At 67.0% G+C, this 18,379-nt stretch carries 19 protein-coding genes and 1 tRNA gene; 17 read left to right on the top strand and 3 right to left on the bottom strand.

The window, feature by feature from the left end; all coding sequences use genetic code 11:
• The first annotated feature begins 97 nt into the window (after positions 1-97).
• From HF886_RS13175 to HF886_RS13155, 5 genes are all read left to right on the top strand, one after another.
• Positions 98-733 (top strand): ScbR family autoregulator-binding transcription factor, encoded by a 636-nt coding sequence (locus HF886_RS13175; protein ID WP_169652525.1) that lies wholly within the window; start codon positions 98-100, stop codon positions 731-733.
• Between the two features lie 90 nt (positions 734-823).
• The gene (locus HF886_RS13170; protein WP_169652524.1) at positions 824-1,153 is read left to right on the top strand and encodes a helix-turn-helix domain-containing protein; all 330 of its coding nucleotides are present in this window, start codon (positions 824-826) and stop codon (positions 1,151-1,153) included.
• A 20-nt stretch (positions 1,154-1,173) separates the two neighbouring features.
• The gene (locus HF886_RS13165) at positions 1,174-1,755 is read left to right on the top strand and encodes a PIN domain-containing protein (RefSeq protein WP_169621516.1); all 582 of its coding nucleotides are present in this window, start codon (positions 1,174-1,176) and stop codon (positions 1,753-1,755) included.
• 102 nt (positions 1,756-1,857) lie between these two features.
• Complete coding sequence (gene mfd / locus HF886_RS13160; RefSeq protein WP_169621517.1) at positions 1,858-5,511, top strand: transcription-repair coupling factor; 3,654 nt, start codon at positions 1,858-1,860, stop codon at positions 5,509-5,511.
• 8 nt (positions 5,512-5,519) lie between these two features.
• Positions 5,520-6,164 (top strand): MazG family protein, encoded by a 645-nt coding sequence (locus HF886_RS13155; protein ID WP_169621703.1) that lies wholly within the window; start codon positions 5,520-5,522, stop codon positions 6,162-6,164.
• A 19-nt stretch (positions 6,165-6,183) separates the two neighbouring features.
• On the opposite strand, the gene HF886_RS13150 is transcribed toward HF886_RS13155, so the two are convergent.
• The gene (locus HF886_RS13150) at positions 6,184-7,290 is read right to left on the bottom strand and encodes a methyltransferase domain-containing protein (RefSeq protein ID WP_169621518.1); all 1,107 of its coding nucleotides are present in this window, start codon (positions 7,288-7,290) and stop codon (positions 6,184-6,186) included.
• A gap of 312 nt (positions 7,291-7,602) precedes the next feature.
• Here HF886_RS13150 and HF886_RS13145 point away from each other — a divergent pair, with 312 nt between their 5' ends.
• The 5 genes from HF886_RS13145 (at position 7,603) to HF886_RS13125 (ending at position 11,106) form a co-directional block, all read left to right on the top strand.
• The gene (locus HF886_RS13145; RefSeq protein WP_169652523.1) at positions 7,603-8,067 is read left to right on the top strand and encodes a GyrI-like domain-containing protein; all 465 of its coding nucleotides are present in this window, start codon (positions 7,603-7,605) and stop codon (positions 8,065-8,067) included.
• Entirely contained in the window at positions 8,064-8,489 is a 426-nt protein-coding gene (locus HF886_RS13140) for a hypothetical protein (protein ID WP_169652522.1), read from the top strand. Before HF886_RS13145 ends, HF886_RS13140 begins: the two co-directional genes overlap by 4 nt.
• Positions 8,490-8,557: 68 nt before the next feature.
• A complete protein-coding gene (locus HF886_RS13135; protein WP_346765363.1) occupies positions 8,558-9,739 on the top strand; it encodes a diguanylate cyclase in 1,182 nt (393 codons plus the stop codon).
• Between the two features lie 71 nt (positions 9,740-9,810).
• The gene (locus HF886_RS13130) at positions 9,811-10,146 is read left to right on the top strand and encodes a hypothetical protein (RefSeq protein ID WP_169652521.1); all 336 of its coding nucleotides are present in this window, start codon (positions 9,811-9,813) and stop codon (positions 10,144-10,146) included.
• A gap of 114 nt (positions 10,147-10,260) precedes the next feature.
• A complete protein-coding gene (locus HF886_RS13125; protein ID WP_169652520.1) occupies positions 10,261-11,106 on the top strand; it encodes a hypothetical protein in 846 nt (281 codons plus the stop codon).
• A 133-nt stretch (positions 11,107-11,239) separates the two neighbouring features.
• On the opposite strand, the gene HF886_RS13120 is transcribed toward HF886_RS13125, so the two are convergent.
• Positions 11,240-11,425: a hypothetical protein gene (locus tag HF886_RS13120; RefSeq protein ID WP_169652519.1), complete on the bottom strand. Its 186-nt coding sequence runs from the start codon at positions 11,423-11,425 to the stop codon at positions 11,240-11,242.
• A gap of 188 nt (positions 11,426-11,613) precedes the next feature.
• Here HF886_RS13120 and HF886_RS21395 point away from each other — a divergent pair, with 188 nt between their 5' ends.
• From HF886_RS21395 to HF886_RS13080, 7 genes are all read left to right on the top strand, one after another.
• Positions 11,614-12,795 carry an EAL domain-containing protein gene (locus HF886_RS21395; RefSeq protein ID WP_346765362.1) on the top strand — a complete coding sequence of 394 codons (1,182 nt, stop codon included), beginning with the start codon at positions 11,614-11,616 and terminating at the stop codon, positions 12,793-12,795.
• Positions 12,796-12,842: 47 nt separating this feature from the next.
• Positions 12,843-13,604 carry a lytic murein transglycosylase gene (locus tag HF886_RS13105; protein ID WP_169652518.1) on the top strand — a complete coding sequence of 254 codons (762 nt, stop codon included), beginning with the start codon at positions 12,843-12,845 and terminating at the stop codon, positions 13,602-13,604.
• A gap of 139 nt (positions 13,605-13,743) precedes the next feature.
• Positions 13,744-15,030, top strand: coding sequence for a phosphopyruvate hydratase (gene eno, locus HF886_RS13100; RefSeq protein WP_169621521.1), 1,287 nt, complete (start codon positions 13,744-13,746; stop codon positions 15,028-15,030).
• An 8-nt stretch (positions 15,031-15,038) separates the two neighbouring features.
• Positions 15,039-15,746, top strand: coding sequence for a septum formation initiator family protein (locus HF886_RS13095; RefSeq protein WP_169621522.1), 708 nt, complete (start codon positions 15,039-15,041; stop codon positions 15,744-15,746).
• On the top strand, positions 15,743-16,270 hold the full coding sequence (locus tag HF886_RS13090) for a DUF501 domain-containing protein (protein ID WP_169621523.1): 528 nt from the start codon (positions 15,743-15,745) through the stop codon (positions 16,268-16,270). The genes HF886_RS13095 and HF886_RS13090 overlap by 4 nt, the downstream gene beginning before the upstream one ends.
• Before the next feature lie 2 nt (positions 16,271-16,272).
• Positions 16,273-17,220, top strand: a complete 948-nt coding sequence (locus HF886_RS13085; RefSeq protein ID WP_169621705.1) for a Ppx/GppA phosphatase family protein — start codon at positions 16,273-16,275, stop codon at positions 17,218-17,220.
• A 12-nt stretch (positions 17,221-17,232) separates the two neighbouring features.
• A tRNA-Leu gene (locus tag HF886_RS13080) sits at positions 17,233-17,306 on the top strand.
• A gap of 341 nt (positions 17,307-17,647) precedes the next feature.
• Here the strand turns inward: HF886_RS13080 and HF886_RS20905 are convergent.
• Positions 17,648-18,184: a hypothetical protein gene (locus tag HF886_RS20905; protein ID WP_206038762.1), complete on the bottom strand. Its 537-nt coding sequence runs from the start codon at positions 18,182-18,184 to the stop codon at positions 17,648-17,650.
• Positions 18,185-18,379 lie beyond the last annotated feature (195 nt).

Below are 18,379 nucleotides of genomic sequence, written 5' to 3'. Positions count from 1 at the left end.
CGCTGCAACGCATCGGGAACAGGATAATCGGTGTTACGGTGGTCTTCACAGGAGTGCACGACCGACGCCCAGTGGCGAACGAAGAATCGGGGTCTCTGTGGGACGGCAGGTACGCGCTGAAGTGACGCGCGAGGCGGTACTACGAGGAGCCGCCGAGGTATTCGTGCGGGAAGGCTACGCCAACGCGAGCCTGAACGAGATCATCGAAGAGGCGGGTGTCACCAAAGGCGCCCTGTACTTCCACTTCGGTTCCAAGGAAGAACTCGCTCGCGGCGTGATCGACGCCGGGTACGCCCGGATGGCCGCGGAAACTGCCGTGAAGACCGACCGGCGCGCGCCGGCGCTGGAAGCAGCCATCGAACTGTCGGTGCTGAACGTCGACCTCGCCGAAACCGATCCGGTGGTCCGCGCGATGTTCCGCCTGCTCGTCGAAATCGGCGACTACCGCGGTGCGGAAGAACGCCCCTTCGACGTCTGGCTCGAAGAGTTGAAGGAACTCACCAGGCGCGCAGGCGACGAAGGCGACCTGGCCGAACACGTCGACACCGACGCGTTCGCGTTGCTGCTGATGGAAGCCGGTATCGGTGCGCGCACCGTGGGAGCGGCGATGAGCGGCACCAAGCATCTGACCGAGCGGATCGAGGCGATGTGGAGCCTGCTGCTGCCGTCGGTGGTTCCGCCGAGCAAACTCGAGTACTTCCGCCAGTTCGCGACCCGCAGACTCCGGTTGTAGTCCTGAACGCGATGGCCGCAGTGCGCCCTCGGCTCCGGCCGGCCCGGATGGTCGTTGCATTCCCTCCGTCGTGCTGACAGCATCGCCGCCGTGACGTTCGGACCGTTCGATGCGCGCCAGGCGCCGGGAGAACTGGCACGTCTGCTCGACGAGCTCGGCCCGGACACTGCCGTCACGATCGGGCTGGTGCCCGCATTACTGACCATCGCGCAGGTCGCCGACGTCCTCGGATGCTCGCGGCGCTACGCCGCCCGTTTGGTGGACACCGGCGCGCTGACCGCAGAATTCCACGGCCTGCATCGCCGGGTGCCCCGGACCGAGGTCCTCGCGCTCGGCGAACGCCACACCAGGATCCGCACCGAGGTGCTCGACAACCTCGCCGATCTCACCCGCCGCGAAGGCATGTACGAGAAGTTCTGACGCCCGACGAAGGGAGAGCGGTGCCGATCCGAGTCGTCCTCGACGCGACGGTCCTGGCGAACGCGCGGGTCCGGGATGTCGCACTCGCTTTCGCGGAAGACGGTTTGTACCAGCCGTATTGGAGCGACGGCATCATCGCGGAGGCCGATCACCGGCTGCCGGAACACCTCGCCCGACCTACCCGCGACTACCTGTTCGCCGAACTCGACCGCGCGTTCCCGGACGCGCGGGTGACCTGGCCCACCCCGGTCCTGCGTGAAGTGCCGTACGTGATCGACCCGAGAGAAACGCACGTCACCTCCGTGGCGCTGCTCTGTCATGCGGACGCCGTGGTCACTGCCGACGCTGTGACCGCGCGGGCACTCGAACGATCCGGCGTCGAAGCGTGGACCCGCGACGCGTTCGTCACATTCGCGCTCGACGCCGACCCCGCGCGGGCACAGCGGTCGCTGCTGCGGATGGTGCGCCGGCGGTGGCTCGAGCCGGGAACCGAGGCGAATCCGAGCGACGCGGATCTGCTGGTGCGGCTCGCAGTGTGGGCACGTTCGGCGCTGGGCGACAACAGTGCCGATCTGCTCCGCGGCTACGCGGCAGCGACGTGAGCGTGCCGAGGGTGATCCCTGTTGCCCGCTCGGTCCTGACGCAGATCCCGCGCGAGGCATAGACTCGATAAGGTTCTCGTCTCAAACTCAGGAGCGCTTTCCTTGTCTGCTGTGCCCCCGGTCGCCACCCCCTTGTCCGGATTGGCGCGGATCGCGCTGTCGGACTCCCAGTTCCAGAGGATCGGTGAACTGGTCGGCACTGCCGAGCAGTCGCTGGTCGCGCCGTCCGCGGTTCGCCCCTTCGTTGCCGCAGCCCTCGCGGAGAAGACCCCGGTTCTCGTGGTCACCGCGACCGGCCGCGAGGCCGACGACCTGACGGCCGAACTCGCTCAGATGGTCGGGGACAGCGTCGCGCAGTTCCCGTCCTGGGAGACCCTGCCGCACGAGCGTCTGTCGCCGAGCGCCGACACGGTGGGCCGGCGACTCGAGGTGCTGCGTCGGCTCGCGCGCCCGGACGATCGGGATCTCGGCCCGGAGCTGCGGATCGTCGTCGCCACCGTGCGTTCCCTGGTGCAGCCCATGGCGCCCGGACTCGGAGAAATCGAGCCCATCACGCTGCGTCTCGGTTCCGAGCACGACTTCGACGAGCTCGTCGCGCGGCTCGCCGAACTCGCGTACACACGCGTCGACATGGTGGGCAAGCGCGGAGAATTCGCGGTGCGCGGTGGCATCCTCGATGTGTTCCCGCCCACAGCGGACCATCCCGTGCGCATCGAATTCTGGGGCGACGAGGTCACGGAACTGCGGCCGTTCTCGGTTGCCGACCAGCGTTCCATCCCCGAACTGGAGATCACGACCCTCATCGCACCGCCGTGCCGGGAGCTCCTGCTCACCGACGCGGTCAAGGAGCGCGCCGCGAAACTCGCCGCGGAAAACCCGGCCGACGCCGCGCTCGCCGAGATGTTCGAGAAGATGGCCGGCGGAATCCCGGTCGAGGGCATGGAAGCGCTGCTGCCCGTGCTGCAGCCGGGAGAACTCCAGCTGCTCACCGACGTCGTCCCGCGCGGCACCCACGTCCTGCTGTGCGATCCGGAGAAGGTGCGCACCCGCGCAACCGACCTGGTGCGCACCGGCCAGGAATTCCTCGAGGCGTCGTGGACCGCTGCGTCGATCGGCGGGGCCGCGCCGCTGGACACGTCGAACATCAACGGGGTCGACGGGAACACACTCGACCTCGCGGCGTCGGCATACAGGTCGCTGCGACAGGTGCGCGAAGCTGCGCAGGCCCAGGGCACACCGTGGTGGTCGCTGAGCCAGCTCGAGTCGGGTGCGGATACCGAGACCGTCCTCGCGGTGCAGTCGGCACCCGAGATCCGCGGTTCCGAGGAACTGCTGTCGATGCTGTTCGCGAACCTGCGCGCCCACGTCACCACCGGCGGACGTGCCGCGATCGTGGTGGCCGGCACCGGCACGGGTCAACGCGTGCTCGAGCGGCTGAAGGAGAACGAGGTCCCCGCGGCCGAACTCGAACCCGGCGCGGAACCGGTGCGGGGACAGGTCGGCGTCCTCCGCGGTGCGCTGCACGAGGGTCTCGTCCTCACCGGCAACGGCGACAACGTGGTGCCGGGACTGGTCCTCGTGACCGAGGCCGACCTCACCGGCAACCGGGTGGTGACGGAGGCGCGTAAGACGCCGGTCAAGCGCCGCAACCAGGTCGATCCTCTGGCGCTGACCGCGGGCGACTACGTGGTCCACGACCAGCACGGCATCGGCCGGTTCGTCGAGATGGTCGAACGCACCATCGGCGGAGCCCGTCGCGAGTACCTGGTGATCGAGTACGCGCCGAGCAAGCGTGGCCAGCCGGGCGACCGCCTTTTCGTGCCGATGGAATCGCTCGATCAGCTCTCGCGCTATGTGGGCGGGGAACTCCCGTCGATCAGCAAGCTCGGTGGCTCGGACTGGGCGAACACGAAACGTAAGGCGCGCAAGGCTGTCCGTGAGATCGCGGGTGAGCTGGTGCGGTTGTACGCGGCACGGCAGGCCTCGCCCGGCCACGCCTTCGGCCCGGACACTCCCTGGCAGAAGGAGATGGAGGACGCGTTCCCCTTCACCGAGACCCAGGATCAGCTCACGGTGATCTCCGAGGTCAAAAGCGACATGGAGAAGCCCGTACCGATGGACCGGGTGGTCATCGGCGACGTGGGGTACGGCAAGACCGAAATAGCGGTCCGGGCTGCGTTCAAGGCCGTCCAGGACGGCAAGCAGGTCGCGGTGCTCGTGCCGACGACCCTGCTTGCCCAGCAGCATCTGCAGACCTTCACCGAACGGATGGCGGCCTTCCCGGTCGTGGTGAAGGGGCTGAGCCGGTTCACCGACGCCGCCGAATCCCGCGAGACCCTCGCGGGCATGGAGGACGGCACCGTCGACATCGTCGTCGGCACACATCGCTTGCTGCAGACGGGTATCCGCTGGAAGGACCTCGGCCTCGTCGTGGTCGACGAGGAACAGCGGTTCGGCGTCGAGCACAAGGAGCACATCAAGGCGCTGCGCACCCACGTCGACGTCCTGACCATGTCCGCCACGCCGATTCCGCGCACGCTCGAGATGAGCATGGCCGGCATCCGCGAGATGTCGACGATCCTCACTCCGCCGGAGGAACGGCACCCGATTCTGACCTACGTGGGCGGCTATAACGACAAGCAGGTGGCCGCTGCGATCCGGCGCGAACTGCTGCGCGACGGCCAGGTGTTCTACGTCCACAACCGCGTCAGCTCGATCGACAAGGCCGCCAAGAAGATCCGCGATCTCGTCCCCGAGGCGCGCGTGGCGGTCGCGCACGGGCAGATGAACGAGGACACTCTGGAAAAGACCGTGCAGGGCTTCTGGGAACGTGACTTCGACGTACTCGTGTGCACGACGATCGTCGAGACGGGCCTGGACATCCCGAACGCCAACACACTCATCGTCGAGCGAGCGGATTCGCTCGGGCTGTCGCAGCTGCACCAGTTGCGCGGTCGTGTCGGGCGGTCGCGCGAACGTGGGTACGCGTATTTCCTCTATCCGCAGGAGAAGCCGCTCACGGAGACTGCGTACGACCGGCTCGCGACGATCTCCCAGAACTCCGATCTCGGTGCGGGCATGGCCGTGGCGATGAAGGACCTCGAAATCCGCGGCGCGGGCAATGTGCTCGGCGCCGAACAATCGGGTCATGTCGCGGGGGTCGGATTCGATCTCTACGTGCGGCTGGTGGGTGAGGCTGTCGAGGCATTCCGCGCTGCTGCCGACGGCCGCCCGATCTCGACGGACGAAGCGCCCAAGGAGGTACGCATCGACCTGCCCGTCGACGCGCACATCCCGTCCGATTACGTCACCTCCGACCGGCTCCGTCTCGAGGCATACCGGAAACTCGCTGCCGCGAACGACGACAACGCCATCGACACGGTCATCGACGAACTCGTCGATCGGTACGGCCCGATGCCGGAGGAGGTCCGGAGGCTCGTGTCGGTCGCGAAGCTGCGCCTGCTGTGCCGGGAGTACGGCCTCGACGAGGTCACCGTGGTCGGCTCGCAACTCAAGATCGGTTCGCTCGAATTGCCGGACTCGAAGCAGATGCGGCTCAAGCGGCTGTACCCGTCCGCGCAGTACCGGCCGACGAGCGGCACCGTGCAGTTGCCGATCCCGCGCACGGGCGGTATCGGTTCGGATCGTGTCCGCGACGTCGAACTGCTCCAGTTCATCGCGGACTTCCTCCTCGCGATGGACGGAAAGCCCCAGGGCTCGGTGGACATCAGCGCCCCGGTATCGGTGGGCGTGTGAGTACGGAGATGACCGGGCCGGGTGACATGCTGCGCGAAGCAGCGGAGGTGATGGACCGGCTGTGGGCGTTCGGGGGATGGGAGGTCACCCAGACCCACGAGTCGCTGCGCCGGTATCTCGTCGAAGAGACCTACGAGGTGCTCGACGCGATCGAGTCCGGTGACCCGGATTCCCTACGGGAGGAACTCGGCGACCTGCTGCTGCAGGTGCTCTTCCATTCACGGATCGCCGAGGAGTCCGGAGCTTTCACAGTCGACGACGTCGCCGCGACGCTCGTTGCCAAGCTCGCGGCGCGCAGCCCTCACTTGTCCAACGGCCATACCGGGCCGCTGGATGTCGCGGAGCAGGAAGCCGCGTGGGAGGTCGCGAAGAGAGCTGAGAAGGCCCGCGAGTCGTGCCTCGACGGGATCGCCATGGCACAGCCGAGCCTGGCGCTGGTCGACAAGGTGCTCGAACGCGCGCGACGCGCCGGATTCCCCGACGAGCTGATACCCGACGAGCTGAGAACGGTCCGGATCGACGATTCGGGTGACACCGAGGCGGCGTTGCGAGGCGTCGTGCTGCGGTTCGCCGATGCGATCCGGACGGCCGAGCGGTCGGCGGGAGCCGGGCCGCACGACGCCGAAACATGGAAGCGTCACTGGAGAGGCTGACCGGCGTCCCGGCGAGTTCTCAACGGTCCCGGCGCAACTCGTCCGTCCCGCGGGGCGGCAACGTCCACCTGTCGCCGAGTTCCGGGTAGCGCGAGCGCAATTCGGCCAGCTCCCGCGGCGCCGTCACCAGTATGTGGTCGGGTGCCGCAGACACCATCAGATCGGGCGCCACGATGGGTACGTCGGTGCCGGGCATCCGGCGGCCGTGGTGGCCCGGTGTGCCGTCGGCGACGGCGGAGACGAGGGTCCTGCTCACGTGGGCGCGCGCGAACAAAGTGACGGTCGAAGCCGTTGCTCCATAGGCTGTTACGGTTCGATGCCGGAGGGCCATCTGCCGGAGCCAGCTGTGGAGTGCGGCAGCGTCACGGTCGGCGGCGGCTTGGAGCACTCGAACCGTACGAACGGTGGTGATGCCCTCCTCGCGTTCGGCGGCGAGTCGCCGGCGGACGAACGGTTCCGGGTACAGGGTGCCCTCGCAGACCGCTGCCGCGAGTATCACGTCCGCGGTGGGTCCGATCGGCCACGCGTTCCAGAGAAGCAGTCCTGCATCCTCGAGGGCGCGACGCAGTGTCGTCACCGTGTAGTACACGAAACGTCCGTACTGCAGGGCATCCCAGCGCCGTTGGGCGATGACCGCGGACAGGGAACGGAATTCCAGGAGAAGTGTGCCGTCGGGAGTCAGCGCAGCCGCCCGCTCCCGGAGAGCGCGGCGCTGATCGAGTTCTCGCTCGAGGGCGAAGGAGTCCACCACGACCGACGCGGGCTCACCGTGTCGGGGAGATCGAAAACCGAAGGGCTGCAAGCGTGGAAGCCATCGCTCGCCTTTCGGTGATCCGAATTCGGAGATGGTCCCCCCGGAGAGCAGGCCCGCCTTGCGGATGATCCGGACAGCGTGGTCGACGTTGCGGTATTCGGGTGCGACCGCAGTGCGGTGTGTGTCCGGACCGGCGTCACAGCCCAGTTGGGCAAGCCCGCACGCGCGGCAGAGCAGCATCGCCAGGCGGCTGCGCACTTCGTCGGAGCGAACGGGAGTCTCCCGAACGGGGAATCGGCCGGGCAGTGGCACGCGGCCGAGGTCGAGGGCGGGATCGAGATCCGGATGACCGCATGCGCGGCACCCCGTCACCGCGCGAGTCCGGCCCAGCGGGGGTCGGCGCCCGACGGCACCGGGGCATGCCTGCTCCGGGCGGGCGCCGGGGGTTCTTCCATGGGACTTCGTCCTCCTCGTTTTGCGTCAGCGCCGACCTGCATAACGTGTGTGGCGATGAATTAATGACCGGAAGATTGAAACCTAGCTAAAACATACCATAGGTTTGTTTATGGCTATCGTGAAAGGTGTGGGTGTTGCCTTTAGTCTCGAAGCAATTCCCATTACGCGTGCGGGTCGGGCAAGCGCGGGGTGGGTGCCTACGTAAGTGGCTTGGAGGGGGATTGCCCGATGGCGTTCTGCATTGTCGAGCGTGAAGAAACTTTGGTAGCAGGCTTGCCGGTGCGGAGTCCGCGCCGCGCGTTGGGAAAACTGAGAGACCCACACCTCGAGCGCGCCTGGTCCGCAGTGTTGAAGCAGGACGCCGGCGGGCCCCTGGCGTCGACCTACACCGATCACGCGGAAGACATCGGTTCGTACTACACCCAAACGGTGGGGTACTGCTGCCGGACGCTCGAAGAGGTCCGGCCCGGGCATGTCGTGTCCAGGCTCCCGTCCGGTCTGTATGCGAAGTTCTCCGCGGTGGGGAGTCACTTTCCCGACGTGTTCAGTGAACTGTGGCGGCAGATCTGGAGGGCTGAGGGGCGCGGCGACATCGTGCGAGCGTTCACAGGCGATTTCGAGTGCTACCCACACGCCTATCGCATCGAGCTGTACATATCGATCGAGGATTCCACATCGGTTGCGCAGCAATGACCTTCACCATCGTCAAGGTGCCCGGATACGCGGTCGGTGGTCTGGTGGTGCCCGGGATCGAGCCGGGGTCCGGTCGTCCCGGCGACGATCTGCTGGCCTTCACCCTGGAGCGGTTCCGCGAACGAGGTCTACGCGACGTCACCGTCGTCTACGTCTCCCACCCGGAGGTCGGATGGACGGTGGTGGCCGGATATCGCTGCGACGACATCGGCAGTCTCGCGGTGGGTGACTCGCTGATCCGCGTGACCGACAAGTACGCCGCACGCTTCACGCCGGACGGGTCGAGCACGGATCCGTGGGAAGACGTGTGGACCCAGGTGGATATCGCCGAAAAGGAGGGCGACATCGCACGGGCATTCCGCGAGGAGGTCGCATATCTTCCCGCGGCCGGCGAAATGGAACTGTATATTTCCCTGGAATGAAGGGCCTTCGCCCGCTTGTCGATACGGCACTGTGAGCTCATGCGTGAGTGCGATCGAAGGGAGAAGGCGTGGTCCGCTCGTCCTCGACTCTCGAAAGCCTGGTCACCCGGGTGGCGGCACTTCTCATGCCGGCCGACGTGGCCACGCACCGCGAAGTGTTCGACCGGGTTCTCGAGCTCCTCGCCGACCACTTCGAGGTCGACGCCTGCTACCTCAGGTACAACGATCACGACCTCGCGGCCACCGTGCTCGTCGCCGAATGGCCCCCGCAAGCGCACAGCCCCGGTCCGGACTCTTCCGCGGTCCTGCAGTTCCGCGATGCGGGTCCGATCATGGCCGACTCCGAAAACTCGAAGGATCCCCGGGTGTTGGCGGCGCCGGGACAATCGATTGCCGCGGTGCCACTGCTCTGGGGAGACATCACCACCGGAACCCTTGGTCTGGTGGGGGAGCGGGACCGCGCCTGGACCGAAGACGAGATGGAGTCGCTTCGCCTCATCGCGGCCTTGTTCGCGCAGGTGCAAGCACGTGTTCGGGCTGAGGGAGAACTACGGTACGCCGCTTATCACGACTCGTTGACGGGTCTGGCCAGTCGACGGGCGTTGCTCGAATACCTCGACGAACGGCTGCGACCCGGGAACCCGGGACCGGTGGCGGTGCTGTTTCTGGACCTCGACCGCCTCAAAGCGCTCAACGATTTCCTCGGGCATCGTGCCGCCGACACATACCTGTGCAGGATCGGAGAGCGGCTGATGCAGGTCAACCGCCCGGTCGACGTGGTGGCCCGGCTCGGTGGCGACGAGTTCGTCGTCGTCCTGGCAGGTCCGGCCACACCGGCCGACGCGTGGGAGCGAGCAGCGCAGATCCAGCGGGTGGTGGGCGAATCCGTTTCGCTCGACGGCCAATTGGTGGGACGAGGAGTCAGTCTCGGCATCGCGCTCGGTGAGCCGGGGGAGATCTCCTCGGTGGCGCTGCTCGGTCGCGCCGACCAGGCGATGATGGCGGTGAAGGTGCAGGGCGGCAACAGCGTCGGCTTCTTCACGGAGGACATGAACCACGAAGGCGAGCGACGGACCCGCATCGAACTCGATCTGCGGGCCTCGATCGACGACGACCATTTGATCCTCGAGTATCAACCGGAGGCGCCAGCCAACAGGTCATCGCGGGGCAGACCGGCCCCGGCGCCCCGCCGAGGCTGGCGCCGGCACCTGAGCTCCTTGTCGGAGGTCTCGCCGACATGGCGTGCCTGAGTGGCGAACAGGTCGAGCAACTACACCGAGCCGGGGTCACCGACGGGCTCAGACCAGGACGCGGAGCCTCCGTGATCGCGGTCGTCGATCGGGCTTTGGCCGACGGCTGGTTTGCCGGCGGCACCAGCCTCGTCGCGGAGGCCTCGGGCGCCAAGCATCCGGCAGGGACACACAGCACCGGCGCCTTGGTCGGCCAGGCCACCGGGTCCGGGCCTGACCGCCTCGATGCGGTGGCTATCGACCTGGGAACAGGTGTCGCTGTTGCGGGATTCCAGTTGCGCGGCAATGGCATCGCCGACGACGCCCAGATCACCAGTTTGACGCTCGACAGGAGCGACGCCAGCAAAGGCTGGGTCACAATTGCGGGCCAGGACAGGTTGTACGAGTTTGTTATTGATGTGACATAGTAATTTCAAAACTGAGGATGATACTTCGTATCGGACACGTACAGGCACACCAACTGCACTGTTCACCCTTCCGAACGCAGACGTCGTCTCGGAGAGATACGGAAAGACGAGTCGATGACCACACCGAATGACACGCCGAATCCCCACAATGATCCGGCGCAACCCCCGTACAACCCGAAGCCGGGGCTGTGGTCAAGTGTCCCGCGGACGGTGCTCATCGGTGGCGCGTCTGCAGTGGCGGTGGTGGTGTTGGCCGTGGTGATAGCACTGACGGGTAAGAGCGGCGATGACAGCGCCAGTGCCGGTGAGACTGCTGCTGGCACAAGTGGTGCCGCCACTACGTCGGCGGTGGCGTTTGTTCCGAACCTTTTGAGTGCAGAGTTCGGGGACGGGTGGCTCGACAAGAAGACCAATGAGGCCGTTACCCCGCCACAGCGCATCAGGATCACCGGCAGTCTCGATTTGACCGAGGCGGCCGAGTCCATCGGGTACGGCGCCAACGAGCAGAGACTGCCGAAGAACACGAAGTACGCGTTCACCGACTCCAGCTTCCCGGTCGGCAACCAATCGGTTAGCATGCATACCGGTTCAGATAGTGCTCTGCATTTGAGCTGGAATTGTGAGTTCGTCCCCAACCATCCCGACGGTGAGGACTGCCAAGAGGTATATCGCGTCAGCTTCGACGTCTCGGGTGCAGAACCCGCGGTGGCTGGTGCTGCGAACTCGACTCGCGAACTACCCGTCGGATCGAGGACGTCGGTGGATATTCAGAAGGTTCATGTGGTGGTGGCCAACCCCTCCGAGCTTCCGGAGTCGGCGCTGGGCAGAGACAAGGCCACGGGGGCCGAGACAGTACTACTGCTCGCGGCCACGCAGCCGCGCGAGAGTTCCGCGAAGGTCTACTTCGTGGTACCGGATTCACTCGAGCTGTATGTCGGAGAGCTGGAAAGCAGCCGCTAGATCGAGACGTGAAAAGAAGACCCCGCACCGAATATCGGTGCGGGGTCTTCTGCTGTTCGGGTGGATGTTCGTGTGCGGATCCGCGTCGGTCCCTGTTCGGGGTCACGCCGCGGATCGTCTCTGGCTGCCGCACTTACCGCCGGCGCGGAGCAACGAGGTAGTCGGGGTGCCCGGGTTCCAGGCCGTTCGCAGCGTTGTGCTGATCTGCCGCGTCCTGCGGCGTCATGCTGCGAGCTCCCGGGCTCAATACTCCGGCGGCGATCTGGCGCTCGGTCCACGAACTGATCGTGTCGCCCATCCTGGTCCTGATGTCGGCCATTGACTGTCCCCTCTCGATGCGATTATCGAGAGCAATTCCGCCACCGGCTCTGCCGTGTGGTTCGGCGTACCCAGGGTCCAGTCGACCCCTGTATTCGAGGCTGCTAGGAAAATCCCGCACAGTAGTCGTAGAAATTTTCTCGGGTGACGCTCTGTGTAGGTTAAAGCGCAGGTGAAGTGTTGTAATGTGTGGATCTGCGGTCGGGAGCGATCCTCGGGGTGGAGGCACTTGTGCGCTGGAACCATCCGGTTCTCGGCACGCTTGCGCCCGCCGAATTCATCGACGTCGCCGAATCGACCAATCTTGCAGCAGAACTGGGCAGGTGGGTGATGGAGACGGCGTGTGCCCAGCTCGCGTCGTGGAAGAAGAAGATCCCCGGTCTCCATCTGGTGATGGGCATCAACGTCTCACCGGTCCAGCTGGTGACCGTGGGGTTCGACGAGTCGGTCGCGTCGATGCTGCGGCGTCACGGACTGAGGGGTGCCGAGGTCTGTCTCGAAATCACCGAGAACGTCGTGGTCGGCGACCTGCGGCGAACCAGGGCGACCCTCTCGCGGCTCGAACGGCTGGGAGTCCGGATCGCGATCGACGACTTCGGCACCGGATACAGCTCGCTCGGTCACCTCAAGTCCCTGCCGGTGGACACGCTCAAGATCGACAAGGGCTTCGTCCAGAATCTTCATCGCAGCGAAGGTGACCGGGTCATCGTCAATTCCATCGCCGGGCTCGCGACGTCGTTCGGTCTGGACCTCGTGGCCGAAGGTATCGAGGCGGAGGGGGCGGTGCCCCTATCTCCTCGAGCTGGGATGCAGACGGGGACAAGGCTTTCTGCTCAGCGCTCCGAAGCCGTCCGAGGTGGTGGAGGGCATGGTGAGGGCCGGGTACATCGACCTGCCCTGGGCGACGGGGCGGGGGAGCGGTGGGTTCCGGGCCCGGTGACCTGGAAACAAATGGTCTGTTGTTGCGCGTTGTTCCGACGGGCACCGCCGGGGCCGAGGCGACTACGGCCGAAGCGGCCCACCGAAGGAAAGCGCGTCACAGGAAGCCGGCACGGGACCGGATCGAGACGAGCAGACCCGTCCCGGAACGGGTGCTGTATCGGCAGACCCGCGGAGCGCGGTTCACGATGTACACGTTCCGGAGCATGGTGCCGGGCGCGGAACAGCGACTGCACGATGTTCTCGAACTCGATGCGGGAGCCGGCGTGCTGTTCAAGGCGCACGACGATCCGCGCATCACGCAGCGACCTCTCCCGGGAGGAGTCCGTCCGCGCCGACCTCCGGTACGTGGAGAACTGGAGTTTCACCATGGATCTGTCGATCCTCCGTCGTACCGTCGGCGCAGTCCTGCGCAGGGACGGCGCCTACTGACGGCGCCGATCGCGCGCCGTCCGATCCGACGTGTGGAGGATGGAGGTGTGTACCAAGCCCCGCGCCGACGTCGTTCCCCCTGGCCGTTCGCTCTCTTCGGCATCTTCGGGGTGGTCGTCCTCCTTGCCGTGGGTGTCAGCCTCACCGTGCCGCAGGAGCCCCGGATCGCCGTCCCGGACGGAGTGCCGCCCGCGCGTGGTACGGAAGTTCCGCCCATCGACTTCGCAGGTCCCGGGCGCACCGCGGGACTGCTGAGGGAGTGGGCGCAACCGCAGGCCGACGCGCTCGACATCCCGGTGGTGGCGCTCGAAGCGTACGGACACGCCGCAGCGGTGCTGGCCGCGACGCGGCCCGAGTGCGGCCTGGCCTGGACGACCCTCGCCGGGATCGGCAGCGTCGAGAGCCGGCACGGGCGGCACGGCGGCGCGTCCCTCGCCCCCGACGGCACCGCGACACCCGAGATCCGCGGTGTGCCGCTCGACGGAAGCCCCGGCCTCGCCGAAATCCGCGACACCGACGGCGGCAGGCTCGACGGCGACCCACTGCTGGACCGGGCCATGGGCCCGATGCAGTTCATCCCCGAGACATGGGAGCGGTGGGGTGTGGACGCCAACGGGGACGGCGTGGCGGACCCGGACAACATCGACGACGCCGCTCTCAGCGCGGGACGCTACCTGTGCGAGCGCGGCGGCGATCTCGACAGTGCGGAAGGGTGGACGCGGGCTCTGATGGCCTACAACCTTTCGGGGGAGTACATGACGCTCGTACGCGACCGCGCGGCTGCGTACGGTGTGGGCGTACGTCCGTAGCAGACCGTCGAGCACGGTCCAGGCGGGTCGCGGCCGCGTCCCAGACGCGCGCCTGTGCCTCACACCCTGGTCGCGCCGGTTAGGCTGTCCCCAGCGTGCAGACACCGCAGCGTGAAGTCCATCGAAGGAGAATCAGCCAGTGGCCATCATTGAGCAGGTAGGAGCCCGCGAAATCCTCGACTCCCGGGGCAACCCGACGGTCGAGGTCGAGGTGCTGCTCGAGGACGGAAGTTTCGCCCGCGCTGCGGTACCCTCCGGGGCCTCCACAGGTGAGCACGAAGCCGTCGAACTGCGTGACGGTGGCGACCGTTACGGAGGCAAGGGTGTCGAGAAGGCCGTCGAATCGGTCCTCGAAGAGATCGCTCCGGCGATCATCGGACTCGACGCAACCGAACAGCGCACCGTCGACCAGGCGCTTCTCGATGCCGACGGCACGCCCGACAAGGGTCGTCTCGGCGCCAACGCACTTCTCGGAGCGTCGCTCGCCGTTGCCAAGGCCGGTGCCGAATCTGCGGGCCTCGAGCTGTTCCGTTACCTCGGCGGCCCGAACGCGCACATCCTGCCCGTGCCGATGATGAACATCCTCAACGGTGGCGCACACGCCGACACCGGAGTCGACGTCCAGGAGTTCATGGTCGCTCCGATCGGCGCGCCCACGTTCAAGGAATCGCTGCGCTGGGGTGCGGAGGTGTACCACTCGCTCAAGTCCGTGCTCAAGAGCAGGGGGCTGGCCACCGGGCTCGGCGACGAGGGCGGTTTCGCGCCGGACGTCGCAGGCACCAAGGAAGCGCTCGACCTGATCAGCGAGGCCGTCGCGAAGACCGGTCTCAAGCTCGGCACCGATGTCGCTCTGGCACTGGACGTCGCCGCCACCGAGTTCTACACCGAGGGCACCGGCTACGCGTTCGAGGGCAAGAACCGCACCGCCGACGAGATGGCTGATTTCTACGCCGAACTGCTCGCCGCGTACCCGCTCGTCTCCGTCGAGGATCCGCTCAGCGAGGACGACTGGGACGGCTGGGTCGCGCTCACCGACAAGCTCGGCGGCAAGCTGCAGCTCGTCGGCGACGACCTCTTCGTCACCAACCCCGAGCGGCTCGAAGAAGGCATCGTCAAGGGTGCCGCCAACGCGCTGCTCGTGAAGGTGAACCAGATCGGCACTCTCACCGAGACTCTCGATGCCGTGGATCTCGCGCACCGCAACGGGTACAAGACGATGATGAGCCACCGTTCCGGCGAGACCGAGGACACCACCATCGCCGACCTCGCAGTTGCGGTCGGCAGCGGCCAGATCAAGACCGGTGCACCGGCACGGTCCGAGCGCGTGGCGAAGTACAACCAGCTGCTGCGCATCGAGGAGTCCCTCGGGGACGCTGCCCGTTACGCGGGCGAAGTCGCCTTCCCGCGGTTCAACCTCGAGGGCTGAAATCCGGTATGAACCAGCGCGGTAGATCCCGGCCCGGCGCCCGTCGAGCCCGCACCGAAGGTGCGGCAAGTGCGCGGCGGCCCAGCCGGGCACGCCCCACGGGATCTACCGCTCCGGTCGACAGCGGTACCGAGAGCGCCGGAGCCCGTCCGGCCGGACGCGAGGACCCCGTCCATTCGTCGCCCGGCCGCGGGCGTTCCGGAGCCTCCGGTCGCGCCCGGCCCACCCGGGTCGGTGCGACCGACGCCGCGCGCCGGGACCACCGGGAACGCACCTTTCTCGGTCTGTCCACGGGGCGCGCGGCCATCCTCGCGCTGGTCGTGTGTGCGCTCGCATTGACGCTCGCGGTGCCGTTGCGCACGTACGTGAGCCAGCGCTCCGAAGCCGAGCAGCTCGCTCGCGAACGGGAGCAGCTCGAGACGGAGATCGCCGCGCTCGAAGAGATGAAGGCGCACATCGAAGACCCGGCGTGGATCCGGGCGCAGGCACGTGAGCGGTTGCGCTTCGTGATGCCCGGCGACATTCCGTACATGGTGCAGTTGCCCGGCGACGTGCCGCCCGAACTCGAAGAAGAAGAACCGGAGTCGCCGACCACCGGAGCCTGGTACAGCGACCTGTGGCGTTCGGTGGCCGAACCGCCTCCCGAACCCGAAACCGAACCACTGCCGCAGCCGATGCCTGTGGCACCCCCAGAACCAGGAGATATCCCCGGGTGACCGATTCAGTGACGCAGGAAGACCTCGACGCCGTCGCAGCACAGCTCGGGCGCGAACCCCGCGGCGTCCTGGCCATCGCCTACCGTTGCCCCGACGGCGTGCCCGGCGTGGTCAAAACCGCGCCGAAGCTGCCGGACGGCACACCGTTCCCGACGCTGTACTACCTGACCGATCCCCGCCTCACCGCGGAAGCGAGCCGGCAGGAGTCCGCAGGTGTGATGCGGGAAATGACCGAACGGCTCGGCACCGATCCCGAACTCGCGTCCTCGTACCGGCGTGCCCACGAGTCGTACCTCGCCGAACGTAACGCCATCGAGTCGCTGGGTACCGATTTCACCGGCGGAGGCATGCCCGATCGGGTCAAGTGCCTGCACGTTCTGATCGCACATTCGCTCGCGAAGGGCCCGGGTCTCAACCGGCTCGGCGACGAATCCGTCGCCCTCGCCGCAGACGCCGGATTGCGCGGCACCGCTGTTCCTGCCGACTGGCCCACCTACGCCGAACTCCGTGGGGAAGCGCAGTGAGCGTGTCTCGCGTAGCGGGCATCGACTGCGGGACCAACTCCATTCGCCTGCTCGTCGCGGACATCGCCGACGACGGCACCCTCACCGATGTCACCCGGCTGATGCGCGTCGTCCGGTTGGGGCAGGGCGTCGATGCGACGGGCCGTCTCGCTCCCGAGGCGATCGAGCGAACCCGTGTGGCGCTCACCGAGTACGCCGGCATCATTCGCGACACCGGTGCGACCGGGGTGCGGATGGTCGCGACATCGGCGACACGCGACGCGCAGAATCGGGAAGACTTCTTCTCCATGACCCGCGAGGTGCTCGGAGCCGTGATTCCCGGCGCCGAAGCCGAAGTCATCACCGGTGACGAAGAGGCGCGTTTGTCCTTCGCCGGTGCCGTCGGTGAACTCGATGCCGCCAGGGGACCTTTCGTCGTCGTCGATCTGGGTGGCGGCTCCACCGAGGTGGTGCTGGGCGACGAGAACGGTGTTCACGCAGCGTATTCCACCGACATCGGGTGCGTGCGCCTCACGGAGAGGTGTCTGCACGACGATCCGCCCACCGCCGAGCAGGTCTCGGAGGCGCGGGAGATCGCCGCGGCAAAGATCGCAGAGGCGCTCGCGCACGTTCCGGTCGAGCGCGCCCGTACCTGGGTCGGAGTCGCAGGCACCATGACCACCCTTGCCGCGCTCGGCAACGACCTCGACACCTACGATCCCGACAGGGTGCATCTGTCGACCGTCGGGTTCGACCGCCTCCGGCAGGTGTGCGACGGACTGCTCGCCGCGACCCGCGAGAAACGTGCTGCTCTCGGGCCGATGCACCCCGGCCGGGTGGACGTCATCGGCGGCGGCGCAATCGTCACCACCGTCCTCGCCGACGAACTCCGACGCCGCGCCGGCATCACCGAACTCGTTGTGAGCGAGCACGACATCCTGGACGGGATCGCCCAGTCCGTCACGCGCTAGGGTGTTCCGGACGCCCCTATAGCCCAATTGGCAGAGGCAGCGGACTTAAAATCCGCCAAGTGTGGGTTCGAGTCCCACTGGGGGCACCTATGTGTACCGTCGCCCAGGTGGTCGACGAGGCGGTCCGCACCATCGCCGCCCGGTACGCCACGACCGGACCGGGGCCGTCGCCCGACGACTGAGTCCACCGACCGCGAACGAGTTGGTGTCGTCGGTGTCGTCCCGCACACAAAGCGCCCCGGCCGATCCTTGGGCGTCGGAGCTTCGGTGTGGCAGCAACGTTCGCGGCGACCCGAAGTACTTCGTTGCGGCGGACGATATGCGCCTTCCCCGTTCGTGGAAGCGGCGCGCGTCGATGCTCAGGCGTGTGCGGGCGTCCACTTCGCCGATGGACAGGACTCGGTGCCCATGGCGCCTCCAGGGGCGTTCAGGGCCGTTCTTCTCCCGTGTACCGCGCGCCGCGTTGATGGGCTCCGTGCGACGTCGTGTCGGTGGGTGATGTCGTTCCGCTGGGTGTCGTCCCGGTGGTGGGTGCGGTGCCGGTGGTGGACGCGGTGTCGGTGGCAGGTGTGGTGCGGGCGGTATTCGCATCCGAGACGAGCGTGCTGTTCTGTTCCGCGATGCGATCCCGGTCCTTTTGTGCTTTCGCTGCTTCTTTGCGGGCGTCCTTCGCCTCGCGGCGGGCAGTTCTGGTACGCCGGGACGATCGCCGCGCCCCGGACATGAGCAGAGCCAGCCCGAGCAGGCCGACAGCGCCCACGACGATGCCGTAGAGGAACAGGGTCCCGGTGGAGCCGGTGACCTCGTAGCCGAAGACGGAGAACCCGTCGGTGATCGTGTGTTCCTCGCCGCCGTTGGTCAATACGCCGACAACCCCGACGACGACGGCTGCGAGCAGGAGAACGAGTCCGAGGAGAATGAGCATGGTGGCCTCCAGGCCTACGGTGTGGTGCTCGGTGAACATGCAGGTACCCGCTCTTCAACGATGCCACGTGGTCGTGCTCGCGTCCTCGGTTCGATGATGATGGCGGCAATTCGGGCACGGTGACGCTCCGCTCGTCGCGATCCCGTTGTGGCTCGTCCGCTCATGCCCGGACGCCGGCCGGGATCGGTCCCGAGCCGCCCGGGACCCGAGCGTGTCCGGCTGCAATTCGTTCGG

This window comes from Rhodococcus sp. 105337 (genome assembly GCF_012844225.1).
In the GTDB taxonomy this organism is placed as follows: Bacteria; Actinomycetota; Actinomycetes; order Mycobacteriales; family Mycobacteriaceae; genus Rhodococcus.
The sequence above is the reverse complement of the archived record's forward strand: the minus strand, read 5'-3'. Positions and strand labels throughout refer to the sequence as shown.